The organism is Streptomyces sp. NBC_01283 (genome assembly GCF_041435335.1).
Lineage (GTDB): Bacteria > Actinomycetota > Actinomycetes > Streptomycetales > Streptomycetaceae > Streptomyces.
The window spans coordinates 5,286,455-5,309,291 of record NZ_CP108430.1; the positions used below are offsets into that span (position 1 = coordinate 5,286,455).

Below are 22,837 nucleotides of genomic sequence, written 5' to 3' on the forward strand. Positions count from 1 at the left end.
ACCTTCATCGTGGAATTACTTCACCATGGAGGTATTGAGATGCGTGATCCGTCCCCCGCCCGCCGATGGCTTGGTCTCGTCGCCATCGCCCTCGGTGTCGCCCTGATCGTGGTCGACACCACGATCGTCAACGTGATCGTTCCCTCGGTCATCGAGGACCTGGACGCCACCTCCGTGCAGGCCCAGTGGATCCAGGAGTCGTACGCGATCGTCTTCGCCGCGCTGCTCCTGCTGACCGGCCGCCTCGCGGACCTCTTCGGGGCCCGCCGGGTCTTCGTCGCGGGCGTCGTCGTCTTCGGCGCGACCAGCGTGCTCGCCGGGCTCGCGCCCGGCAGCGGGCTGCTGATCCTGGCCCGCTTCCTGCAGGGCGCGGGCGCGGCGATGATCCTGCCGACCTCGCTCTCCCTGCTGAACGCGACCTTCACCGGCAAGGCGCGCGGCCAGGCCTTCGCCATCTGGGGGTCGACCATCGGCGCCGCCGCCGCGCTCGGCCCGCTGCTCGGCGGCTGGCTGGCCGAACACGTCTCGTGGCGCTGGGCGTTCGGCATCAATGTGCCCCTGTCCGTCCTCGTCGCCGCCGGCGTGCTGCTGTACATGGCTCCCTCGCCGCGGTCCAAGGGGCGGGTGGACGTGGCCGGTGCGGTGCTCTCCGCGGCCGGACTCGGGCTGCTCGCCTTCGGGCTCGTCGAAGGGCGTACGTACGGCTGGATCGTCAGCATCGAGCCGCTGGACGTTCTCGGGGTCAGCTGGGCGAGCGGTCCCTCGCCCGTTCTCGTCGCCCTCGTGCTCTCCGCCGTCACGCTGTACGCCTTCGTCCGGCGGCAGATCGCGCTCAGCAGGAGCGGCGACCCCGCACACGTCGCACGCGTTCTGATGGACGTACGGCTGTTCTCGATCCCCTCCTTCCGCAACGGCAACATCGCGACCCTGATCATCGGCCTCGGAGAGTTCGGCATCGTCGCGGTGCTCCCGCTGTGGCTGCAGTTCACCCTCGGCTACAGCGCCCTGGAGGCGGGGCTAGCCCTGGTGCCCATCGCCGTGGGCAGCTTCGTCGCGACGGGTGCGAGCTTCCCGCTCGCCGCGAAGGTTCCTGCGCTCGGGCAGGTGCGCATCGGCCTGGCCCTGGAGGTCCTCGGCCTTGCGGGCGTCGGGCTGATCGCCGCTCCGGACAGCTCCTGGTGGGCCGTCGCGCTGATGCTGTTCGTGTACGGGATCGGCGTCGGGTTCGCCACCGCCCAGGTCACCAACGTGGTCCTCGCCGAGGTGCCGCAGGAGAGCGCGGGGCAGGGCTCCGGCATTCAGAGCGCCTTCCGCCAGCTCGGTTCCGCGCTCGGGATCGCCGCCCTGACCACCGTCTTCTTCACCACCCTCAGCACCAACCTGCGCGACAGGCTCGGCGACGCGGGAGTGCCCGCGGGGCAGGCGGACCGGCTCACCGGTGCCGTCACCGACAGCGCGGGAGCCGCCATCGGACCCCTCGCGGACCGGCCGGAGACCGCGTCCGTCGCCGACGCGGCGCGCGCGGCGATGACCGACGGGGTCGCGCTCGGCGGCTATGTCGCCGCGGGCTTCGTCGTCCTCGGGCTCGTCGCCACCTTCCTGATCCCGGCCGCCACCGCCGCCGACGCGAAAGCCGCCGAGGACCAGGAGAATCAGGGAGACGCGGTCGCCCCGGTGTAGGCGTGCAGGCGCAGGGCCAGCTGGATCTCCAGGGAGCGTTCCGGGGACTGCCAGTCGGGGCCGAGCAAGTGGCCGATCCGGTCCAGGCGTTGGACCACGGTGTTCACATGGACGTGGAGGGCGTCCTTCGCCTTGGACTGGCTCATTCCGCAGGCGAAGTAGGCCCGCAGGGTGTGGACGAGTTCGGTGCCGCGTCTGGTGTCGTAGTCGAGCACCGGGCCCAGCGTGCGGCGTACGTAGGAGTCGAGGTTCGTGTCGTCGCCGAGCAGTACGCCGAGGAAGCCGAGGTCGGGCAGGTCCGCGCCCCGGCCGGTGTGGCCGAGCGCGCGCAGGGCGGAGAGGCAGCGCAGGGCTTCCGCGTGGGCCTGGGCGAGCGCCTCGGGTCCGGTGGCGGGGCCCGCGGCGCCCACCGTGACCGGAGCCCCGGCGGCCTGGGTGAGCTCGGCGGCCAGCGCGCGGGCCCGGGAGCCGGTGTCGTCGGCCGGGAGCACCAGGACCACGTGGTCGTGGTGCAGGCCGGACAGGCCGTGGCGGACGCGGGCCGCGCGCGCGGCCGACGAGAGCAGCAGCCGGCGTGCGGCCGTGTCGCTGTGGGCGACGAACACCGAGTGGGGCAGGGCCAGATCGACGTCCAGGCGGCGGGCGCGCGAGGCGAGGCGGCCCGGGGTGCCGGAGAGGGAGAGCAGGTCGCCGAGGAGTTCACCGCGTACGCGGTCCTCGGCCTCGGCGGCCGAGCGGCGGAGGAGCAGGAGCAGTGCCGTCACGACCCCGGCGCGTTCGAAGAGGCGGCGGTCGGCCTCGCCCAGGTCGGCGCGGTCGGTGAGGGCGATGCTGCCGAGGAGTTCGGGGCCCGCGAGGACCGCGCACACCCAGGTTCCGTCGAAGGGGACGGCCCGGCCGCTGGCCCGCGAGGCGGCGACGGCCTCGGCCGGAGGCGTACGGGGCTCGGCGGCACCCGCGTCCACCACCCCTGCCAGTTCCGTGCCGTCCGCGTCCACCACCCGGGCCAGCTCCGTGCCGTCCGCGTCATGGATCAGCGTGCCGCCCCGCAGCAGCGCGCCGATGGCCGTGGCGACCTCGGTGAAGTCCCCGCCCCGCAGCACGAGATCGGTCAGCCGGTCGTGCGCGTCCTCGGCCCGGCGCAGGGCCTCGCTGTGCGCGCGGATGGTCTGCGAGGCCGCGTTCAGGTCGACGAGCGCGGCCCGCGTCTCCTCCATGCGCCGCGCGCTGTCGATGGCGATCGCCGCGTGGTCCGCGAGCGAGGAGAGCAGCGCGCCCTCGTCCGGCGTGAAGGCGCGTGCCGTGCGGTCGGCGGCGAACAGCACCCCGATGACGTGCGTGCCCTGCCGCAGCGGCACACCGAGGATGGCGTGCAGGCCCTCCTCGAGGACGGCGCTGTCGATGGGGGTGGTGTGCTGGAAACGCGGGTCCACCTCGTAATCCCCGGTGGCATAGGGGCGGGCGGTCTGGGCGACGAGGCCGCCGAGTCCCTCGCCCATGCCGAGCCGCAGGTTCTGGAACGCGGCGGAGACCGAGCCGTCCGTCACGCGCATGTACGTGTCGCCCGCCGCCGGGTCGTTCAGGGAGAGGTACGCGACGTCCGTACGCAGGAGCAGCTTGGCCCGGTGCACGATCGCGCGCAGCACCGCGTCCAGGTCACGCAGGGCCGCGAGGTCGCCTGCCGTGTCGAACAGGGCGGTGAGCTCGGCCTCCCTGCGCTGGTGCTGGTTCAGGGTGCGGCGCACCCGCAGCGCGGTCTGCGTGGCCTCGTCGATCTCGGAGAGCTCGGCGGCGCTCGCCCCGGCCGCGCGGGCCGCGGCGGCGGGACCGGCGAACCGCTCGGCCGGAGCGTCGTCGGCCAGCAGGCCGAGCAGTTCACGCAGGGCGGTACAGGCCTGCTCCCGGTGGGCGGCGTCCGCGGAGCCGGACGCGTCTGTGGAGCTGGACATGCGACGGGTCGCCTCCGGGAGCGGGGTACTGCGGGCGCTGCGCGGGCGCGCGCCGCGGGTCAGGTCGAGATTGTCGCTGACGGCACGGCGGCGGCGGAATCCCCGGGAGCCGTGCTCCGCTGGGAGAGCGAGCGGCCCCGGGTCTCCTTCGCCACCAGCACGGTCAGCGTCGTGATCACCACCGTCACGCAGACGTAGAGGGCCACCGGCGTCGCGGAGTCGTAGTCCTTGAGCAGCTCGACGGCGATGATCGGCGCGAGCGCACCGCCGATGATGGACGCGAGCTGCGAGCCCATCGAGGCCCCGGAGTAGCGGACCTTCGTGTCGAACATCTCGGAGATGAAGGCGGCCTGCGGCCCGTACATCGCACCGTGGAAGAGCAGCCCGACCGTGACCGCCAGGGTGATCACCGTGAAGGACTCGCTGTCGACGAGCGCGAAGAACGCGAACGCCCACGCGGCCATCCCGACGGAGCCGATCAGGGTGACGGGCCTGCGGCCGATCCGGTCCGAGAGCGCGCCCCACAGCGGGATCGTCACGAAGTGCACGGCGGAGCCGATCAGTACGGCGTTCAGGGCGGTGCTCTTGGGCAGTTCCAGGTGCACGGTGACGTAGACGAGGACGAACGCCGTGAGGATGTAGTACGAGACGTTCTCGCCGAGCCGGGTGCCGATCGCGGTGAGGACGCCGCGCCAGTTGTGCCGGAACACCTCGACGACCGGAGCGTCCTGCTTGGCCGCCGCCCCGGCCTCGGCCGCCTGGGCCTCCGCGCGGGCCTGCGCCTCCAGGAAGAGCGGGGACTCCGAGACCGAGACCCGTATCCACAGGCCGATGATCACGAGCACCCCGGAGAGCAGGAACGGGATGCGCCAGCCCCAGGCGAGGAACGCCTCGTCGGACTGGACGGCGGCGAGGAGCGCGAGGACGCCGGTGGCCAGGAGGTTGCCGCCGGGGGCGCCCGCCTGCGGCCAGGAGGCCCAGAAGCCGCGGTTCTTGTCGTCACCGTGCTCGGAGACGATCAGGACGGCGCCGCCCCACTCGCCGCCGAGCGCGAAGCCCTGGATCAGGCGCAGCACCGTGAGCAGGATCGGGGCGCCGACGCCGAGCGTGGCGTGGGTGGGCAGCAGACCCATCGCGAAGGTGGCGCCGCCCATCATCATCAGGCTCAGGACCAGCAGCTTCTTGCGGCCGATCTTGTCGCCGAAGTGGCCGAAGACGACACCGCCGATGGGGCGGGCGGCGAAGCCGACGGCGTAGGTGAGGAAGGAGAGGAGCGTGCCGACCAGGGGGTCGCTGTCGGGGAAGAAGAGGGTGTTGAAGACGAGTGCGGCGGCCGAGCCGTAGAGGAAGAAGTCGTACCACTCGATGGTGGTGCCGATGAGGCTGGCGCTGATGATGCGGGCGATACCTGGCTTGCCCGGGGTCCTGCCCTGGGCACGCGGCGTTGCGGCTGCCATGGCGTGATCCGTTTCTCGATGGGGACGTGTCGCGACGGGGACGTGGGGTACGGACGGGGACGTGGGGTGCGGTGAGGGCGCTAAATGGCGGTAAATGGCGCTGGGGGAGCGGGGGTTCAGCCGGCGGTCCAGCCGCCGTCCAGGGGGAGCGAGGCGCCGGTCACGAAGCCGCTGTGCGGGCCGCAGAGCCAGAGCGCGGCGGCGGCGATCTCCTCGGGCTCGATCAGCCGCTTGGCCGCGGAACGGCGCAGCAGTACGTCGGTGAGGACCTGCTCGGGCGGGATGCCGTGGGCGGCGGCCTGCGCGCTGATCTGGTCCTCGACGAGGGGCGTGCGGGTGTAGCCGGGGCAGAGGCAGTTGCTGGTCACGCCGTGCTCCGCGCCCTCCAGGGCGGTGACCTTGCTCAGGCCCTCCAGGGCGTGCTTGGCGGCGACGTAGGCGGACTTGAACGGGCTGGCGCGCAGGCCGTGGACGCTGGAGATGTTCACGACGCGGCCCCAGCCCTGGGCGTACATGTGCGGCAGTGTCCGGCGCAGCAGGAGGAACGGCGCGGTGACCATGACGCGCTGGATCAGGTCGAACCGCTCCGGGGGGAACTCCTCGATGGCGGCGACGTGTTGGAGCCCGGCGCTGTTGACGAGGACGTCGACGCGGGCGGGCAGGGCGTCGAGCGCGGCGGGGTCGGCGAGGTCCACGGCGTGCGCCTCACCGTCGATCCCGTCGGCCACCTCCTTGGCCGCGTCGGCGTGCTGGTCCACGACATGGACGAAGGCGCCGGCGTCGGCCAGGGCCACGGCGCAGGCCCGGCCGATGCCGCTCGCGCCGCCGGTGACCAGGGCGGTGCGTCCGGTGAGGTCGGTTCCGGCGGGTCCTGCGGGGGCGTCACCGCGGGGAGTGGGGCTCGTCATGGCCGGAAACGTAAGGGCGCGCCGCCCGGGGATCCCATGTGTGGGGCCCACACAACCAGGGAGCGCTTCATGTGGATGGGTGCGGCCGTCCGGGTACGATCCCGGTGACCCACGTCACGTCCCGCGCCCCGCAAGCTGTGCTACCTTCCGTACAGCACGTGTGTACGCCGCTTTCTGTGGCGCCGGTGCCGATCTTCTTTGCTTCCGCCTCGTCGAGGCCCCCGCAGCTCCGTGGTTTCGCAGCTTCCGCATATCCCGAAGTCTCTTTCGCGAAGCCCTCTGCCGCAGTTCTTCTCTCCGCCCGACGCACGGGACGTGAACACACCGTCCCGCCGGGCCCCTTCATTCGCATGCTCGCGAAAGGACCCATCATGAGTACCGCAACCATCACCCGTAACAAGAGCACCGCCCAGGCCGCCAACCCGGCCACCAGTACCTCCGCGAACACGGCCGCCGCGGCCCCCGCCGTCGCCGTCTCCGGCATCCTCGACGTGAGTCACAACGCCAACGGCCATCTCCGTACCGGCGATTGCCTCCCCACCCCGAACGACGTACAGGTCCCCTCCACGCTCATCCGCCGGCTCGGCCTGCGCGCGGGCGACCTGGTCGAGGGCGTCTGCGGCAAGGCCCGCACCCTCACCGGCGCCGACCGGGTCAACGGACACTCCGCCGAAGCCCTGCACAGGCGTGCGCGGTTCGGCGACCTCACCCCGCTGCACCCTCGCGAGCGGCTCCGTCTGGAGACGCCGGGCGACGGCGGCGGCAGCATCGCGACCCGGCTCATCGACCTCGTCTCGCCGGTCGGCAAGGGCCAGCGCGGCCTCATCGTCGCGCCGCCCCGCACCGGCAAGACCGTCCTGCTCCAGCAGATCGCGGCGGCCGTCAGCGCGAACCACCCCGAGGCCCACCTCATGGTCGTCCTGCTCGACGAACGGCCCGAGGAGGTCACGGACATGAAGCGTTCCGTACGGGGCGAAGTGCTCGCCTCGACCTTCGACAAGCCCGCCAAGCAGCACATCGCCCTGGCCGAACTCGCCGTCGAGCGCGCCAAGCGGCTCACCGAGGAGGGCAAGGACGTCGTCATGCTCTTCGACTCCCTCACCCGGCTCTGCCGCGCGTACAACAACGCGGCGTCCAGCGGTGGCCGCACCCTCTCCGGAGGTGTCGACGCCGCCGCCATCCAGGGCCCCAAGCGCCTTTTCGGTGCCGCGCGGCTCGCGGAGGAGGGCGGGTCCCTGACCATGCTCGCCACCGTGCTCGTGGAGACCGGATCGCGCGCCGACGACTACTACTTCGAGGAGCTCAAGGGCACCGGCAACATGGAGCTCCGTCTCGACCGCGGCATGGCCGAACGACGGGTCTTCCCCGCCGTCGACGTCACCCCTTCCGGCACGCGCCGCGACGAACTCCTGGTGCCCGCCGACGAGTTGACCGCCGTACGCGGCCTGCGGCGTGCCCTGCACGGCAGGGACCCGCAGAGCAACCTGGAGGCGCTGATCGAGCGCCTGCGCAAGACCCCGGACAACGCCGCCTTCCTGCGCCAGGTGCAGCAGACCGTGCCCGGCGCCGGTTCCTCCAAGGTCAACGGTGGCTGACCCCGGTGGCTTACGGCCGCGTGACGTGCACCCGGTAGCGGCCCTCCTCGTCGACGTCCGCCACCGTGATGCGCACCCCCGTCCTCTTGTCCGTGAACGTCTGGCCGGGCTCGTAGGCCGCGTCGGAGAGCTCCGCGTGGACGTTCGGCTGGCGGGTGCAGCCGCCGCTGTCCTTCGTGGAGTCGGAGACGGTGACAGGGCCCTGGCCCGTGTCGACGTCCGCGTCCACCCGGTAGATGAGGACGCCCGGCTTGCAGATCGCCTCGTCGTTGCCGCCGCGGGTGCGCACCTCGACGGCGTACCCCGACTGCGTGCCCAGCGGCACGAAGGCGAGCTTGGTGCCGCCCTCCGTGGGCAGCGGGCTCAGCGTGTGCTCGGTGGTGCCGGAGTTCGACGCGCAGCTGATCTGGTCGTCGCCGAGCCAGCCCAGCTTCCACTTGTGCCAGGCCAGCAGGTCGTTGTTGGCGCCCCAGTCCTCGCTCATGATGTCCCAGTGGCCGACCGCGCCGCCGCCCTCCTGCGTGTAGAGGTCGGGCAGGCCGAAGACATGGCCGTTCTCGTGGGGGAGTACGCGGTAGCCGGTCTCGCGGTAGCTGCCCGAGCCGTCGTCCTGCCGGCTGTAGACGAAGGACGCGTTGGAGACCGGGACGCCGTCCGCGACGGGCGCCTCGGCGTTGCCCGCGAAGGTCACCGACAGGACCGTGTCGAGCGCGGAAGGGCCCGCGTTCGGCGTGATGAGGATGTTCACCAGGTCGTACTCCCGGAAATCCACGTCCGGGTCGGCCGCCGCCACGATGTCCTTGACCAGCTCGCGGTAGCCGGGGTCGAAGGGGGCGCCGCGCTCTATCCCGTACTGCTTGAAGCTCTTGGGCATCCGCAGCCAGTCGGGGATGGGGGATTCCGGGCGGTAGTCGAGCCGTCCGTAGGAGCTGGTGCGGAACCAGTCCGACGTCTGCGGGAAGAACTCAGCGAGCCGGTCGAGCGCGGTGCCCTCGCCGGGGGCGTCGGAGAAGTCGACCATGAGGTTCAGGGCCCGGACGGTGCCCGTGGAGCGGGAGTAGCCGGCGGTGGTGGGCATGCCCTCCGACATCTGGACGCCCATCGCGCCGTTGATCATGCACGGGCTGAGTGTCGTCGCGCGGGCCAGGGACACGGGTCCCGCCGCCGTGGGGGACTCCTCCATCAGGCGGCCGGTGCTCGCCGACGTGGTGACCGTGAGGGCAAGGACGGCGCAGGTGGCCAGTGCCGCGCCACGTCGTGCTCCGCGTATCTGCCGCCAGGTCGGCTGCTGCATGCGTGGGCCTTCCCCTTGCGGCAGCCGCCGGTCCTGGCTGCACCCTTTCGATCACCCTGTGCCGGTGGGTGCGCGGGCGCTCGCTGGGTGCGACCGATCGTGGGTTTCTTTTGCATCTAGGTGTGATGCGGGTCACATGAAGAAAGTCGGGGGACGGGAAATATCCGGGGACTGTCTCCCCGTTTAGACCTGTGTCCGAGCGAAACGGGGAATCACTCCCCGCATCGCGCAATCGAGGCCCCGGCACCGTCCGGAGGCCCGATCACCAGCCTGAGGAGAGCCGCCGTGGAGACCGCCACCGCTGCACAGCGCCGCACGCCCCGCCCGCGGGCCGACGCCCTGCGCAACCGGGAGCGGATCGTCGCCGCCGCACGCGAGATGTTCGTCGAGTTCGGCCCCGACGTGCCGCTCGACGAGGTCGCGCGCCGGGCCGGCGTCGGCAACGCCACGGTCTACCGGCACTTCGCCGACCGTTCCGAACTGGTCCACCAGGTCGTCCTGCTGGTCACCGACCGCGTCTCGGCACACGCCGAGGCGGCGCTCAAGGCGGCCGAGGCCGACGAGAGCGCCGCGTTCGACGCCCTGCGCCGGTTCGTACATTCTTCCGCCGACGAGCGGATCGGTGCCCTGTGCCCGATGCTCCAGGCGGCCTTCGACCCCGATCATCCGGATCTGGTCGACGCCCGTGAGCGGCTCGAAGCCGTCACCGACGGGCTCATGCACAGGGCGCGCGCGGCCGGGCAGCTGCGCACCGACATCGCCGTCGGAGACCTGATGGTCGCCCTCTCACAGCTCACCAGGCCGCTGCCCGGCACCGCGTGCCTGAACATGGACCGCTTCGTCCACCGTCATCTGCAGCTGTTCCTGGACGGCCTGATGACGCCTGCCCGCTCCGAGCTGCCCGGTGAGGCGGCGACCTTGGAGGACCTCCGCCAGAGCTGAGCCTCGACCGGGGCCGTTCGACCCGCACCGCACGTGGCACGCGCCTGCACGGCGCGCGGCACGCATCTTCTTCACGTCTTTACGTCACTTTTTCACCACTCGTATCGCTAGGTGGCTACTCCCATGTCAGAAACAGATCCGAGGCGCTGGAAAGCGCTGATCTTCATCGCGCTCGCGCAGCTCATGGTCGTCCTCGACGCGACCATCGTGAACATCGCGCTGCCCTCCGCACAGCAGGACCTGGGCATCTCCGACGGCAACCGTCAGTGGGTCATCACGGCCTACGCCCTGGCCTTCGGCGGTCTGCTGCTCTTCGGTGGCCGCATCGCCGACCTCTGGGGCCGCAAGCGCACCTTCGTGACCGGCCTGATCGGTTTCGCCGCGGCCTCCGCGCTCGGCGGCGCCGCGACCGGCGAGGCCATGATGCTGGGCGCCCGCGCCCTGCAGGGTGTGTTCGGCGCGCTGCTCGCGCCCGCCGCCCTCTCGCTGCTCGCCGTGATGTTCACCGATGCCAAGGAGCGCGCCAAGGCGTTCGGCATCTACGGTGCGATCGCCGGTGGCGGTGGCGCCGTGGGCCTGATCCTCGGCGGCTTCCTCACCGAGTACCTGAACTGGCGCTGGACGTTCTTCGTGAACATCCCGTTCGCGGTCATCGCCGCGCTCGGCGCGTACTTCGTCATCCGTGAGCCGGCCGGTGCGCGCAACCGCTCGCCGCTCGACATCCCGGGCGTCATCCTCTCCACCCTCGGCCTTGTCGCGCTGGTCTACGGCTTCACGCGCGCCGAGTCGGCCGGCTGGTCGGACTCCCTGACGATCGGCATGTTCGTCGGCTCCGCCGTTCTGCTCGCCGCGTTCGTCCTCACCGAGGCGCGGGTCAAGTCGCCGCTGCTCCCGCTGCGCGTCCTGACCGAGCGCAACCGCGGTGGCGTCTACCTCTCGCTCGGCCTCGCGATCATCGCGATGTTCGGCCTGTTCCTCTTCCTCACGTACTACCTGCAGATCGTCAAGGGCTTCTCGCCGGTCAAGACCGGCTTCGCGTTCCTGCCGATGATCGTCGGCATGATCACGGGCTCCACGCAGATCGGCGCCCGTCTGATGACCCGCGTCCCGCCGCGGCTCCTCATGGGCCCGGGCTTCGTGGTCGCGGCGATCGGCATGCTGCTCCTGACGCAGCTGGAGATCGGCACCTCGTACGCCGGTCTGATCCTGCCCGCGCAGCTGCTGCTCGGCCTCGGCATGGGTACGGCGTTCATGCCCGCCATGTCCCTGGCCACGCACGGTGTCGAGCCGCGTGACTCCGGTGTCGCCTCCGCGATGGTCAACACCTCGCAGCAGGTCGGCGGCGCCATCGGCACCGCTCTCCTGAACACCATCGCCGCCTCCGCCACGACCGCGTACATCGCGGACCACGCGGCGGGCGCGACGACTCCCGCGGCCCAGAAGCTGGTCCAGGCGCAGGCCATGGTCGAGGGCTACACCAGCGCGATCTGGTGGGCCGTCGGCATCCTGGCCGCCGCCGCCGCGATCGCCTTCACCCTCATCACCACCGGTGCCCAGAGCGGCACTCCGGCTTCCTCCGGGGACGCCGAGGGCGTGGAGGACGAGGTGCGGATCCCGGTGGTCGCGCACTGACCGCGCCCACCGTGCACCTGGCGTGGCGAGTGGCAACCGCGTAAAGGCGAGTAGCACCACGAGTGGTACCGCGTAAGGGGGCCTAGCGGAGCCAGGGCAGGTCCGCCCCCGCCTCCTTGGGCTGAAGTCCCTCGGCGACGATCATCATGATCTCGCCGAGGGACTTCTGCTGTTCCGGGCTGAGCCGGTCGAAGATGGCCTGGCGTACGGCGGTGACATGGCCGGGCGCGGTCCTGCGCAGCACCTCGTACCCGGCGTCGGTGAGGATCGCGAACTGGCCGCGCTTGTCGGAGGGGCAGTCCTCGCGGCGCACCCAGCCGTTCTTCTCCAGGCGCGCGATGGCGTGCGAGAGGCGGGACCGGGTGATCTTGGTGTTCCTCGCGAGCTCCGTCATGCGAAGGCGCCGCCGCGGGGCGACGGAGAGCTGGACCAGGAGGCCGTAATAGATGTGCGGCATGCCGGCGTCGCGCTGCAACTGGCGGTCGAGGTGATCTTCCAGGAGCGTGGTGGCTTGCAGGTACGCGAGCCAGGTGCGCTGTTCGTCGTCGTCGAGCCAGCGCGGTTCCCCGTCGGGGGGAGAAGTGGGTGCCGTATCCATGTACTCCACTGTACGCAGCCCTTTCTTGAAAGTTAAACAATGTCGGAGTAGGGTCATCGTCGAGCGAGAGCTTGAGAGTTAAAGTAAATCGTTCTTCGCACGTTCTCGGAGGCGCCGCCATGACCGCAACCCAGGAGCGCATGCCCGCCCTGTACCTCAGCCACGGCGCACCGCCGCTGGCCGACGACGCGCTCTGGCCCGGCCAGCTCCGTGCCTGGTCCGCCGGGCTGCCCCGCCCCAAGGCCATCCTCATGGTCTCCGCCCACTGGGAAGAGGCCCCGCTCGCGCTCGGTGCGACGGACACGGTGCCGCTGGTCTACGACTTCTGGGGCTTCCCCGAGCACTACTACCAGGTGACGTACGCAGCGCCGGGCGCCCCTCAACTGGCCGATTCCGTACGCAAACTGCTGCGCGGGGCAGGTACGCCGGTGCAGGACATCCCGGATCGCGGGCTCGACCACGGAGCGTACGTCCCGCTCGTCGAGATGTATCCGGACGCGGACGTCCCCGTTCTCCAGATCTCCATGCCGACCCTCGACCCCGGGCGCCTGATGGACATCGGCCGCAAGCTCGCGCCGCTGCGGGACGAGGGCGTGCTCATCGTCGGCAGCGGCTTCTTCACGCACAACCTGGCGGCACTGCGCCAGGGCGGTACGCCGTCGTGGTCGGTGGAGTTCGACGCGTGGGGCCATGAGGCGCTGGACGCGGGCGACGTGGACGGACTCCTCGACTTCCGGCACAAGTCCCCGGCGGGCGAGCTCGCACATCCGCGCACGGAGCACTTCGCGCCCCTGTTCGTGACGCTGGGGGCGGCGGAGGCCGCCGGGGACCTCGTGGGGCAGCGCAGTGTGATCGACGGGTTCTGGATGGGGCTCGCGAAGAGGTCGGTGCAGTTCGGCTGACGGCGCCGCGCCGCGGCCCTGGACGAGCGGCTCGCTGATCTCGCTTACCGCTTACTGGAGCGGCTCGCTGATCTCGATCGCGCGCAGGGCCGACGCCAGGGCGCGCTCGTCGCCCACGTCCAGTGCCGTGTCGGCGAACTTGATGACGTGCTCGTCACCGTGTGCCAGGGCCCGCTCGAAGACCTCCTCGGGGGCGAAGGTGCCGGGTGCGGTGTACGCGACCGGGGCGTCCGGGGCGTACATCGCGGTCACGGCGGCCGATGCCGTCCAGGCCGCGTGCAGGCTCGGCGCCCACAGGGTGCGGGGCAGCGCGGGCAGGGCGCGCAGCACGGCGTTGGGCGCCGTCGAGGCGTGCACCAGCATGGTCTCCTCGCCGTGGCCGTGCGTGGCGTACCGGTGGGTGGCCGCGCGCACCAGCTCGGTGAGCCCGCGGTGCGCCTCGTCGGGGTCCGTCACCGTGGCCGCCCACGCGGGCAGGCCCGCGACCCGGCCCAGCCTTGCGGGGAAACCGCCGTCGGCCCGGTCCGCGATCGGCTCCACGGAATCCAGGGCGCCGGCCGCGGAGGAGGCGCCTCCCGGCAGGAGCGCGATTCCTGTGGCGGGGTGGTGGCGGGCGGCCCAGTAGCCGAGGCCGTGGGCGAGTTCGGTGACGCGGGGCTCGGTCTCCGGGGTGGTGAGGAGGGTGCGGACGGCGTGCCCCACCCGGATCACGGGGTGCGTGGAGCCGCCGTACATGCCCGGCAGCAGGAGCGGCCACCACGCGGCGAGTACGTCGCGCCAGGGGCGTTCGCCGACCTCTCTCGCGAAGTACGCGATCCAGTCCGCCGCGCGGCGCGGATCGCCCAGGGCCGCACGCCAGTTGGCGTCCGTGATTGTTTCGACCGCGCTCGGGTACTCCTCCAACTTCGGCGCGTACAGCTCGAGCCAGCGGTGGACCGCACCGGAGCGGCCGTGCGCGGCGAGCGCCTCGACGGCCATCGGCGCGTGGTTGGTGAGGCGTCCCAGGCGCTCGGGGCCCGACGCGTGCAGGCGCTGCAGGGCTTCGTCGAGGGTGCCGGTGGTGTCGGTCGGGGTGTCGGCTGCGCTGTCGGCTGTGGCGTCCATGGGCGGCACGTTAGGCGGGGCCTGAGCAGGGGCGTAACGGCCTTGCGTCCTAGGTCGGGACCTAGGCCGGGGCCTGCGGGACCTAGGTCCCGCTTGGGGGCCGGGGGCCGAGGGGACGCTCGTACCAGGCGACGTCCCAGTAGCGGCCGAACTTGCGGCCCACCTCGCGGTACGTGCCGACGTGCCGGAAGCCGAAACGTTCGTGGAGGCGGCCGGAGGCGTCGTTCGGCTGGGCGATCCCGGCGTAGGCGCGGTGCAGGTCCTCGCCTTCGAGGGCCTCGAAGAGCGCCTTGTAGAGCAGGGTGCCGATGCCGCGGCCCGTGGCATCCGGCGCGCAATAGACGCTGACTTCCACTGAGGTGGCGTATGCGGGCTTGGCCCGGAAAGGAGAACTCGTGACGTACCCGAGGATCAGGCCGGAATCCCGCTCCTGGGCAACCAATAGACGGTGGGGGCCGTCTTCAGGATGGGAGAGCAGCCAAGGGCGGCGCTCTTCCGGCAGGAAGACGGCCGTGTCGAATGTGATCGCCGTCTCACGTACATAGTGGTTGTAGAGAGCGGTCAGGGCGCCGAGATCGGCCTCCGTGCCCGGCCTGACCTGCACCTCTGTACGTTCCGACGGCATCCGGCCTCCCTTTGTGGCGGCACAGGGTACTGCAACGTCAGGAAAATAGATGCGCGGCTTGGGAATTCTGTCCGGATTCCAGTCGTTGTTTCCATCGGAAGCAGGGCACCCGCAAGGGTGTGGTTTCCACCACAGAGGCCCGTGAAAAGGGCCGACCAGGACCTCCACACGCAAGGGAGCACGCATGGCAACCCGTGCCGTCGCCCGTCGTAAGTCCGCCTCCACCGGCGAGACCGACGCGGCACGCAGTGTTCGCGCCGTAGGCGGGGAGATCGCCGACCGCGACCTGGTCGGCATGTACCTCGACGAGATCGCGCGTACGCCGCTGCTCGACGCCGCCAAGGAAGTCGAGCTGTCCCAGATCATCGAGGCCGGTGTGTACGCCCGGAAGATAATCGACGGCGAGGTCGAGGACTCCGCCGCCGCCAAGTCCGCCTCCCGCGAGGAGCTCGAAGCCCTGATCGCGGACGGCGAGCGGGCCAAGGACGTCTTCATCCGGTCCAACCTGCGTCTGGTCGTAGCGGTCGCCCGCCGCTACCCGCGCAGCGGTCTGCCGCTCCTGGACCTGATCCAGGAGGGGAACGCGGGCCTGGTCCGCGCGGTCGAGAAGTTCGACTACGCCAAGGGCTTCAAGTTCTCCACGTACGCCACGTGGTGGATCCGTCAGGCCATCACCCGCTCCATAGCCGACCAGTCGCGCACCATCCGCCTCCCCGTCCACCTGGTGGAGGAGCTCGGCCGGATCCGCCGGGTCATGCGCGAGTTCAACCGCAAGCACGGGCGCGACCCCGAGCCGGAAGAGGTCGCCGCGGAGCTCGACTCCACGCCGTCGCGTGTCACGGACGTCCTGGACTGGGCGCGCGACCCGGTATCGCTCAACATGGGCGTGGACGACAACGGCGACACGCAATTCGGTGACCTGCTCGAAGACACCTCGGCGGTCTCGCCGGAGCAGTCCGTCCTGACCCTGCTGCGCAGCGAGGAACTGGACGACCTGATCGGCCGCCTCGACCAGCGCACGGCCTCCATCATCAAGATGCGGTACGGCATCGAGGACGGCCGCGAGCGGACCCTGACGGAGGTCGGCAAGCAGCACGGCCTGACGCGTGAGCGGATCCGCCAGATCGAGAAGCACGCGCTCCTCGAACTGAAGAAGCTGGCTCGCGACACGGGCTTCGACGCGGCGGCCTAGGCGGCGCGGTCCCAGCCTTCAGTGGACTCCCTATAGCTGAGCCCCGGTGCCATCCCCCCCGGCACCGGGGCTCATTTTTCTTGCCTCCGCAGGGGAGTCGGCCGCCCCGCTAGGCCGGGGCGGAGGCGCGGTTCAGGCGGGAACCCATGTCCTGGAGGCATGTGATCAGTTCCGGGGGGCCGTGGGCCACGAACTCGCAGCCCGCCGTGGCGAGACGGACCGCGAGCCATTCGACGGAGTCCGTCACCGTCGCACGGAGGCGGCACGTCGTGGCCGTCAGGGACTCCGGCGTGCCCAGGGCCGCCGGGAACCTCGCCGCGATGGACTCCGCCGACGCCTCGAACGTCACGTCGATCGCGTACGAAGGCTGGCCCCGCCACATCGACCGGCGGATGAACTCCGCGGCGTCCCCCGTCGGCAGCTCCCGGGGGACGAAGCGCGCGCCGGTCGCGAAGGGGGACGAGACCCGGTCCACGCGGAACGTGCGCCAGTCGTCGCGGTCGATGTCGTACGCCACCAGATACCAGCGCCGCCCCGTCGACACGAGACGGTGCGGCTCCGTCAGACGCCGGGACTCCGTGCCGTCACCGGAGCGGTACGCGAACCGGAGGCGCTCCTGGCCCGCCGCGGCGGACGCCATCACCGTCAGCGTCTCGGGAGCGATGCTCGCGCCGTCCCCGCTGGTCAGCGGGGTCGTGGCGATCTGCAGGGTCTGCACGCGGTGCCGCAGCCGGGACGGAAGCACCTGCTCCAGCTTCGCCAGGGCCCGTACCGATGCCTCCTCCACCCCCTCCACCGCATGGCCCGCCCCGGCCCGCAGCCCCACCGCGATCGCCACGGCCTCCTCGTCGTCCAGGACGAGCGGAGGCATCGCCTTGCCGGCGACGAGGCGGTAGCCGCCGGTCGCCCCCTGGCTCGCCTGCACCGGATAGCCGAGGTCCCGCAGCCGGTCGATGTCGCGCCGCACCGTGCGACGGCTGACCCCGAGCCGGTCGGACAGCTCACCGCCCGGCCACTCCCGCGGGGTCTGGAGCAGGGAGAGCAACTGCAGCAGCCGAGCCGGGGTGTCCGTACCGCCGGAACCGCCGGAACCGCCGGAACGGCCGGACCTTTCTGAGGCCGAGGTCGAAGCCGACGCCGAGCCCGAAGTCGTGCCGGAAGTTGATGTCATGTTTTCCAGGATGCCGCGCATCTAGGACACGCTCTGGCCTATATGGCTTCTAGATTCCTCTCATGACTTTCAGCAGCCCCGCCACAGCACCGACCGGAGCGGCTGCCGCCGACCGGCGCCGCTGGTTCGCCCTCGCCATCGTGATGACCGCGGCCTTCATGGACCTGGTCGACGTCACCATCGTCAACATCGCGATCCCGTCCATCCAGCAGGACGCGGGCGCCACGTACAGCCAGATCCAGTGGATCACCGCGGGCTACGCACTCGCGTTCGCGGCCGGGCTCATCACCGGCGGGCGCCTCGGCGACATCCACGGACGCAAGCGGATGTTCCTCATAGGCATCGGCGGCTTCACGCTCGCCTCCGCCCTCTGCGGCTTCGCCGCCAACCCGGAGATGCTGGTCGCGTCCCGGATCCTGCAGGGCGGCATGGCCGCGATGATGGTGCCGCAGGTCCTGTCGATCGTGCACGCCACCTTCCCGGCGCACGAGCGGGGCAAGGTCTTCGGGCTCTTCGGCATGATCGTGGGCCTCGGTGCCGTGTCGGGACCGCTGCTCGGCGCGCTGCTGACCCAGTGGAACCTCTTCGGGCTCGAATGGCGCCCGATCTTCCTCATCAACCTGCCCGTCGGCATCGCGGGGCTGATCCTCGGCAGCAAGTTCATCACCGAGTCCAAGGCACCGAAGGCACTCAAGCTCGACCTCGTCGGCGTCGTCCTCGTCACGCTCGGCCTGCTGATGGTGCTCTACCCGCTCACCCGCGGCCGGGAGCTGGACTGGCCGCTGTGGGGTTACGCCATGATGGCGGGCGGACTCGTGGTCTTCGGCGCGCTCGTCGCGTACGAGAAGGCGAAGGCGGCCAAGGACGGTTCGCCGCTCGTGGAGCTGTCCCTGTTCAAGGTGAAGAGCTTCGCGGCGGGCATCGCGGTGCAGACCGTGTTCGGCGTCTCGATGGGCATCTTCTTCCTGGTCTGGACGCTGTACATGCAGGAGGGCCTCGGCTGGAGCGCGCTGCGGGCGGGCACGACCGGGGTGCCGTTCTCGATCGCCGTCTCGGTGGCGGCCGGCATGTCCGTGCAGAAGCTCGTGCCGCGGTTCGGCCGCAAGGTGCTGCAGGGCGGCGCGCTCGTCATGGCCACCGGAGTGCTGCTCTACATCTGGGAGGCGGACCGGTACGGCGCGGGCATCGCGTCCTGGCAGATGGCGCTTCCGCTGGTCGTGATGGGCGCCGGAATGGGCCTCATCGTCGCGCCGCTGACCGACGCCATCCTGTCGGACGTGCCGCGTGAGCACTCCGGGTCCGCGTCCGGGCTGCTCAACACCGTTCAGCAGATGGGTACGGCGCTCGGACTCGGCCTGGTCTCCGTGGTGTTCTTCGGCGCGATCGACGAGAAGGCGGCGCGGAGCGAGGTGCCCATGGAGATCGTGGGCGCGTTCCAGAACTCGCTGTGGTGGGTCGTCGGCGTGCTCGTCGTGATCTTCCTGCTGATGTTCGCCCTGCCGTCGAAGCCGCGCCGGCATGTCGAGGGCGACGATGGGAGCACAGGCGGTGGGGATGCCGTCGTCGACGCGTCGTCCGGTGAATCTCCTGAGCGGGAGCCCGCGTTGACCTCCTGAGTCCCGGGAAGTGCGGGCGGGTGCGGCCCGGGTGGAGCCTAGAGCTCTGCCTGGGCCGCCGTCGTGTCCAGGGAGGCGAGTACGGCACCGGGGTCGCCGCCCTTGGTGACGGCGGCTCCGATCTCCTTGCGGATGGCGGCCCGGACCGTCGGCCACGAGCGCAGGCTGACCGGCTGGAACTGCGCCTGCGGCATCTGGTCGATGAACTTCCACAGCGGGCGCTGGGCCGGGTCCGCGCGCAGCGCCGCCGACGCGGAGCCGGTCACCGGGAGCGCGGCCTGGCCGCCGCCGTACGTCTTCGCCGACTTGCGGCCGTAGAGGTAGCTGAGGAACGTGCCGCACGCCTCGCCGTGGCCGTTCCGCTTGAACGCCATCAGCCAGTCGCTCAGGCCCACCGGCGCCGCCGCCCCGCCACTCCGCGTCGGGAACGCGGCATGCGCGTAAGGGAACTTGACCTTGTCGGCGGCTCCCATGAGCACCGGGTGCGCGATCAGCATGCCGATGCGCCCGCGCATGAACTGCTCGTACGCGGCCGTCCTGTTGAGCCCCGCCGGGTCCGCGCCCGCGAGCCCCTTGGCCACCAGTTCGTCCCGCAGCCAGGTCAGCGTCCGGACGTTGGCCGCGGTGTTGAAGTCGTAGCCGGCCGCGAGGCCCGCGTAGCCGCCTTCGTCCGCGAGCAGCCAGGACAGGGCCTCGTCCTCGGCGGCCTCGGGGCCCAACTGCAGCCCGTACGGCGTCTTCACGCCGATCCCCTTCAGCGCGACGGCCGCCGCTCGCAGCTCGCCCCAGGAGGTGGGGGCGCCGGTGAGGCCGGCCTGCTTGAAGAGGGCCTTGTTGTAGAAGAGGCGCGGGGTGCTGGCGAGGAACGGGATGCCGTACTGGATGTGCTTGACCGAGCCCGCCTCGGCGTACGAGCGGGTGAAGTCGGCCTCGGTGCGGATGTCGAAGAGCTCGGAGGCGCCGTAGAGCTGATCGTCCTCGGCGTAGGGGGCGAAGACGTTCGACTGGGCGATGTCGGGGGCCTCGCCGTCCTTCACCCGGCGGGCGAGCGTGCGGTCCAGCTTGTCGAAGGGGACGCGTTCCAGGGCGATCCTGACGGTGGGGTGCGCCTTCTCGAAGGCGCTGACCAGGCCGCCCCATTGGTCGCCGATGGAGGAGCCGACGCTCTTGTCGTAGCTGGCGACGAGGACTTTGAGGGTGGTGGTGTCGCTGTCGGGCGAGCAGGCGCTGAGACCGAGTCCGAGGGTGGAGACGGAGGCGCCGGTGAGACCGGCCGAGTTGGTCAGGAACTGTCGACGACGCACCGGGCTTGCCACCTTCTTGAACGCACTGGGTCTTGCTGGCTCTGCATGCTGGTGGCAGATTGTGTCACAGGGGCATGTTGTGCCTCGGAGGTGGCTGGGGTGGTGGGATGGCGGGGCGGCTCTCTCTTTGCCTGCTGGCATAACCTGCCTCGCATGCCCGCAAGTTCGCTCAACTCGCCCCATTCCGATCGGCTCGGTCCGCTCGGTCCGCTCGGTCCGCCTGATTCGCTCACCGAGCGCCGTAAGGCGGAGACGCGCCTGGACATCGCGCGCACCGCCGCCGCGCTCTTCGTCGAGAACGGGCTCCGGGCCACCCGTGCCGAGGACATCGCCCGAGCGGCGGGCGTCGCGCCGCGCACCTTCTACCGCTACTTCGCGACGAAGGAGGAGGCCGTGGCGCCGCTGTTCGCCGCGGGCGCGCGGCAGTGGGCGGAGGCGGTGCGGGGCGCGCCCGCGGGGCTCTCGGTGCGGGACGCGCTGCGGCATGCGGCGGCGCGGGCGCTGGTCCCGGACAGCGACGCGGCGCCGGGGCTCGCCATCGGGGACGCCGAGGCGCTGGAGTGGGTGCGGGCGCTGCTGCGGATGGCGGGGGAGAGTGCGGCTCTGCGGGCGGTGTGGTCGGAGGCCTGCCATGACTCGGAGGAGACGCTGATCGCGATCCTGGCGGAGAGGGAGGGTCACGGACCGGAGGTAGGGCCACGGGCAGAGGTGGCCTCACTGGAGCTGCGGCTCGTGGCGGGTGTGGCCAGCGCGGCGGTTCGGGTGGCGGTGGAGACCTGGGCGGCCGGTGACGAACCGGCCGGGGGAGAGGCGGGCCCCGCCGCTCTGGCGGAACGCTGCATCGAGGCCCTGGAGGGCTTCCGCTGGCCGTAGGACACGGGTGTGGCGGGCCCTAGTGCCCGTGGGAGCCCACTCCCGACGGGACGAAAGTCCGTTTGTGTCTGTTTGAGGTCCGAGCTTGTTTACTTTGCGGGAACCTGGTCGTAGTCTGCGAGTGAAACCACAGGGTCGGGCATTACTCGGAGGCGAACGGACATGTACGCACCGGAGCGGCAGCAGGAGATTCTGCGGCTCGCGCGGGACGGCGGGCGGGTCGACGTGCTGTCGCTCGCCGAGGAGTTCAAGGTCACCGCGGAGACCATCCGGCGTGACCTGAAGGCCCTGGACCGGGCGGGACTCGTGCGCCGCGTGCACGGTGGTGCCATACCGGCGGGACGCCTCGACTTCGAGCCCGACCTCGCCGAGCGGGAGGGCACGGCGGCCGACGAGAAGGACCGCATCGCGCACGCCGCCCTCGCCGAACTCCCGGCCGAGGGCAGCGTCATCCTGGACGCGGGCTCGACCGTCGCACGCCTGGCGGCCTCGCTCCCGCTGGAAGCGACGTTCACCGTCGTGACGCACGGCCTTCCCACCGCCGCCCGCCTCGCCGACCACCCCGGCATCCAGCTCCACCTCATCGGGGGCCGCGTCCGCAGCCGTACGCGGGCCGCCGTCGACGCGTGGGCGCTGCGGGCGTACGGAGAGATCCGCGCCGACGTCCTCTTCGTCGCCGCGAACGGCTTCTCCGCGGAAGCCGGCCTGACCACCCCCGACCTCGCCGAAGCGGCGGTCAAGCGCGCGGCGATCGGCGCGGCCCGCCGCGTGGTGCTCCTCGCGGACTCCACGAAGCACGGCCAGGAACACTTCGCCCGCTTCGGCGACCTCACGGACGTGGACCTCCTGATCACCGACACCGGCCTCACCCCCGCGGAAGCCACGGAGATCGAGAAGGGCGGCACGGAGGTGGTGCGGGTATGAGCGGCGGGGACGCGCACGGCGTGGACAAGAACGGCCCCCGCACGCACGCGGGCAGTGGTAAGCAGTTCGGCACAGAAACGGTACGCACGCGCATGATCCTCACCGTCACCCCCAACCCCTCCCTCGACCGCACCTACGAGGTCCCCTCGCTGGAGCGCGGTGAGGTCATCCGGGCCACCGGTGACCGGATGGACCCGGGCGGCAAGGGCGTCAACGTATCGAGGGCGGTCGCGGCGGCCGGTGCGGCGACGCTCGCCGTCCTGCCGCTCGGCGGTGCGCCCGGCGCGCTCGTCGCCCAGCTCCTCGACGAGCAGGGCATCGAGGTCGCGCCGGTCCCGGTCGCGGGCCAGACCCGTTCCAACATCGCGGTGGCCGAACCGGACGGCACCCTCACCAAGATCAACGCCACCGGCCCCGAACTGACGCGGGCGGAGGCCGAGTCGCTGCTCTCCGCCGTGCGGGAGCGGTCCTCCGGCGCCGACTGGATCGCGTGCTGCGGCAGCCTGCCGCGCGGCCTCGCCCCTTCCTGGTACGCCGACCTGGTGGCCCGCGCGCACGCCGCCGGCGCCCGGATCGCCCTCGACACCTCGGGCCCGGCCCTGCTCGCCGCCCTCGGCGAACGCCCCGAGGTCGTCAAGCCGAACGCGGAGGAGCTCGCCGAAGCGGTGGGCCGCCCCCTGGCGACGGTCGGCGACGCGGTCAAGGCGGCCGAAGAGCTGCGGCAGCTGGGCGCGCGGGCCGTGCTCGCCAGCCTCGGCGCGGACGGCCAGCTCCTGGTGGACGACACGGGCACGTACTTCGGCAGCGCACCGGTCGACGCCGTACGCAGCAACGTCGGCGCCGGTGACTCCTCCCTGGCCGGTTTCCTCGTCGCGGGCGGCACCGGCGCCACCGCCCTCGCCTCGGCCGTGGCGCACGGCGCGGCAGCGGTCCAGCTCCCCGGCAGCGCGATGCCGACCCCCGCGGATCTCGCGCCCGACGCGGTCACCGTCACGACGGAGGTCCCCCTGGACCGCGTACTGACGGAGCCGGCGCCATGACCCCCACCCACACCCACACCCAGTCCCCCCT

Annotated in this window: 19 protein-coding genes; 10 read left to right on the forward strand and 9 right to left on the reverse strand. The window is 71.4% G+C overall.

Annotated elements, in window-relative coordinates; translation table 11 throughout:
- Positions 1-39: 39 nt before the first annotated feature.
- Positions 40-1,680, forward strand: a complete 1,641-nt coding sequence (locus tag OG302_RS24190) for a DHA2 family efflux MFS transporter permease subunit (RefSeq protein ID WP_371528688.1) — start codon at positions 40-42, stop codon at positions 1,678-1,680.
- Here the strand turns inward: OG302_RS24190 and OG302_RS24195 are convergent.
- From OG302_RS24195 to OG302_RS24205, 3 genes are all read right to left on the reverse strand, one after another.
- Entirely contained in the window at positions 1,653-3,629 is a 1,977-nt protein-coding gene (locus OG302_RS24195; protein WP_371528689.1) for a helix-turn-helix domain-containing protein, read from the reverse strand. The two genes, OG302_RS24190 and OG302_RS24195, sit on opposite strands and share 28 nt — an antisense overlap.
- 59 nt (positions 3,630-3,688) lie before the next feature.
- Positions 3,689-5,086 carry an MFS transporter gene (locus tag OG302_RS24200; RefSeq protein WP_371528690.1) on the reverse strand — a complete coding sequence of 466 codons (1,398 nt, stop codon included), beginning with the start codon at positions 5,084-5,086 and terminating at the stop codon, positions 3,689-3,691.
- A gap of 116 nt (positions 5,087-5,202) precedes the next feature.
- Positions 5,203-5,994: a 3-hydroxybutyrate dehydrogenase gene (locus OG302_RS24205; RefSeq protein WP_371528691.1), complete on the reverse strand. Its 792-nt coding sequence runs from the start codon at positions 5,992-5,994 to the stop codon at positions 5,203-5,205.
- A 371-nt stretch (positions 5,995-6,365) separates the two neighbouring features.
- Between OG302_RS24205 and rho the strand changes: the two genes are divergently transcribed.
- A complete protein-coding gene (gene rho / locus OG302_RS24210; protein WP_371528692.1) occupies positions 6,366-7,589 on the forward strand; it encodes a transcription termination factor Rho in 1,224 nt (407 codons plus the stop codon).
- Between the two features lie 10 nt (positions 7,590-7,599).
- Here the strand turns inward: rho and OG302_RS24215 are convergent, their stop codons facing one another.
- Positions 7,600-8,883, reverse strand: coding sequence for a M6 family metalloprotease domain-containing protein (locus tag OG302_RS24215; protein ID WP_371528693.1), 1,284 nt, complete (start codon positions 8,881-8,883; stop codon positions 7,600-7,602).
- A 285-nt stretch (positions 8,884-9,168) separates the two neighbouring features.
- Here OG302_RS24215 and OG302_RS24220 point away from each other — a divergent pair, with 285 nt between their 5' ends.
- Together OG302_RS24220 and OG302_RS24225 are read left to right on the forward strand one after the other, a co-directional pair.
- Positions 9,169-9,825, forward strand: coding sequence for a TetR/AcrR family transcriptional regulator (locus OG302_RS24220; RefSeq protein ID WP_371528694.1), 657 nt, complete (start codon positions 9,169-9,171; stop codon positions 9,823-9,825).
- A gap of 123 nt (positions 9,826-9,948) precedes the next feature.
- Complete coding sequence (locus tag OG302_RS24225) at positions 9,949-11,457, forward strand: MFS transporter (RefSeq protein WP_371528695.1); 1,509 nt, start codon at positions 9,949-9,951, stop codon at positions 11,455-11,457.
- 82 nt (positions 11,458-11,539) lie between these two features.
- On the opposite strand, the gene OG302_RS24230 is transcribed toward OG302_RS24225, so the two are convergent.
- Positions 11,540-12,055 (reverse strand): MarR family winged helix-turn-helix transcriptional regulator, encoded by a 516-nt coding sequence (locus OG302_RS24230; protein ID WP_371528696.1) that lies wholly within the window; start codon positions 12,053-12,055, stop codon positions 11,540-11,542.
- Positions 12,056-12,174: 119 nt separating this feature from the next.
- Between OG302_RS24230 and OG302_RS24235 the strand changes: the two genes are divergently transcribed.
- Positions 12,175-12,957 carry a dioxygenase gene (locus OG302_RS24235; protein WP_371528697.1) on the forward strand — a complete coding sequence of 261 codons (783 nt, stop codon included), beginning with the start codon at positions 12,175-12,177 and terminating at the stop codon, positions 12,955-12,957.
- A gap of 51 nt (positions 12,958-13,008) precedes the next feature.
- Here OG302_RS24235 and OG302_RS24240 read toward each other — a convergent pair whose 3' ends face one another.
- Together OG302_RS24240 and OG302_RS24245 are read right to left on the reverse strand one after the other, a co-directional pair.
- Positions 13,009-14,061, reverse strand: a complete 1,053-nt coding sequence (locus tag OG302_RS24240) for a questin oxidase family protein (RefSeq protein ID WP_371528698.1) — start codon at positions 14,059-14,061, stop codon at positions 13,009-13,011.
- An 82-nt stretch (positions 14,062-14,143) separates the two neighbouring features.
- Complete coding sequence (locus OG302_RS24245; RefSeq protein ID WP_361832401.1) at positions 14,144-14,686, reverse strand: N-acetyltransferase family protein; 543 nt, start codon at positions 14,684-14,686, stop codon at positions 14,144-14,146.
- A gap of 184 nt (positions 14,687-14,870) precedes the next feature.
- Here OG302_RS24245 and OG302_RS24250 point away from each other — a divergent pair, with 184 nt between their 5' ends.
- Complete coding sequence (locus tag OG302_RS24250) at positions 14,871-15,878, forward strand: RNA polymerase sigma factor RpoD/SigA (RefSeq protein WP_371528699.1); 1,008 nt, start codon at positions 14,871-14,873, stop codon at positions 15,876-15,878.
- A gap of 109 nt (positions 15,879-15,987) precedes the next feature.
- Here the strand turns inward: OG302_RS24250 and OG302_RS24255 are convergent, their stop codons facing one another.
- The gene (locus tag OG302_RS24255) at positions 15,988-17,049 is read right to left on the reverse strand and encodes a helix-turn-helix transcriptional regulator (protein ID WP_371528700.1); all 1,062 of its coding nucleotides are present in this window, start codon (positions 17,047-17,049) and stop codon (positions 15,988-15,990) included.
- Positions 17,050-17,111: 62 nt separating this feature from the next.
- On the opposite strand from OG302_RS24255, the gene OG302_RS24260 reads away from it, so the two are divergent.
- Entirely contained in the window at positions 17,112-18,665 is a 1,554-nt protein-coding gene (locus tag OG302_RS24260; RefSeq protein WP_371528701.1) for an MFS transporter, read from the forward strand.
- A gap of 38 nt (positions 18,666-18,703) precedes the next feature.
- On the opposite strand, the gene OG302_RS24265 is transcribed toward OG302_RS24260, so the two are convergent.
- On the reverse strand, positions 18,704-19,969 hold the full coding sequence (locus OG302_RS24265; protein WP_371528702.1) for an extracellular solute-binding protein: 1,266 nt from the start codon (positions 19,967-19,969) through the stop codon (positions 18,704-18,706).
- 153 nt (positions 19,970-20,122) lie between these two features.
- Here OG302_RS24265 and OG302_RS24270 point away from each other — a divergent pair, with 153 nt between their 5' ends.
- The 3 genes from OG302_RS24270 (at position 20,123) to pfkB (ending at position 22,806) form a co-directional block, all read left to right on the forward strand.
- Positions 20,123-20,842: a TetR/AcrR family transcriptional regulator gene (locus OG302_RS24270; RefSeq protein ID WP_371528703.1), complete on the forward strand. Its 720-nt coding sequence runs from the start codon at positions 20,123-20,125 to the stop codon at positions 20,840-20,842.
- Between the two features lie 162 nt (positions 20,843-21,004).
- Complete coding sequence (locus OG302_RS24275) at positions 21,005-21,766, forward strand: DeoR/GlpR family DNA-binding transcription regulator (protein WP_371528704.1); 762 nt, start codon at positions 21,005-21,007, stop codon at positions 21,764-21,766.
- 92 nt (positions 21,767-21,858) lie between these two features.
- Entirely contained in the window at positions 21,859-22,806 is a 948-nt protein-coding gene (gene pfkB / locus OG302_RS24280) for a 1-phosphofructokinase (RefSeq protein ID WP_371750214.1), read from the forward strand.
- Positions 22,807-22,837: the final 31 nt, after the last annotated feature.

Coding starts and splice junctions, on each gene's coding strand:
- OG302_RS24240 (WP_371528698.1), bottom strand. CDS start 14,061: ATGGACGCCACAGCCGACAGCGCAGCCGACACCCCGACCGACACCACC.
- OG302_RS24200 (WP_371528690.1), bottom strand. CDS start 5,086: ATGGCAGCCGCAACGCCGCGTGCCCAGGGCAGGACCCCGGGCAAGCCA.
- OG302_RS24205 (WP_371528691.1), bottom strand. CDS start 5,994: ATGACGAGCCCCACTCCCCGCGGTGACGCCCCCGCAGGACCCGCCGGA.
- OG302_RS24235 (WP_371528697.1), top strand. CDS start 12,175: ATGACCGCAACCCAGGAGCGCATGCCCGCCCTGTACCTCAGCCACGGC.
- OG302_RS24270 (WP_371528703.1), top strand. CDS start 20,123: ATGCCCGCAAGTTCGCTCAACTCGCCCCATTCCGATCGGCTCGGTCCG.
- OG302_RS24250 (WP_371528699.1), top strand. CDS start 14,871: ATGGCAACCCGTGCCGTCGCCCGTCGTAAGTCCGCCTCCACCGGCGAG.
- OG302_RS24260 (WP_371528701.1), top strand. CDS start 17,112: ATGACTTTCAGCAGCCCCGCCACAGCACCGACCGGAGCGGCTGCCGCC.
- OG302_RS24275 (WP_371528704.1), top strand. CDS start 21,005: ATGTACGCACCGGAGCGGCAGCAGGAGATTCTGCGGCTCGCGCGGGAC.
- OG302_RS24255 (WP_371528700.1), bottom strand. CDS start 17,049: ATGACATCAACTTCCGGCACGACTTCGGGCTCGGCGTCGGCTTCGACC.
- OG302_RS24230 (WP_371528696.1), bottom strand. CDS start 12,055: ATGGATACGGCACCCACTTCTCCCCCCGACGGGGAACCGCGCTGGCTC.
- OG302_RS24190 (WP_371528688.1), top strand. CDS start 40: ATGCGTGATCCGTCCCCCGCCCGCCGATGGCTTGGTCTCGTCGCCATC.
- pfkB (WP_371750214.1), top strand. CDS start 21,859: ATGATCCTCACCGTCACCCCCAACCCCTCCCTCGACCGCACCTACGAG.
- OG302_RS24195 (WP_371528689.1), bottom strand. CDS start 3,629: ATGTCCAGCTCCACAGACGCGTCCGGCTCCGCGGACGCCGCCCACCGG.
- OG302_RS24225 (WP_371528695.1), top strand. CDS start 9,949: ATGTCAGAAACAGATCCGAGGCGCTGGAAAGCGCTGATCTTCATCGCG.
- OG302_RS24245 (WP_361832401.1), bottom strand. CDS start 14,686: ATGCCGTCGGAACGTACAGAGGTGCAGGTCAGGCCGGGCACGGAGGCC.
- rho (WP_371528692.1), top strand. CDS start 6,366: ATGAGTACCGCAACCATCACCCGTAACAAGAGCACCGCCCAGGCCGCC.
- OG302_RS24215 (WP_371528693.1), bottom strand. CDS start 8,883: ATGCAGCAGCCGACCTGGCGGCAGATACGCGGAGCACGACGTGGCGCG.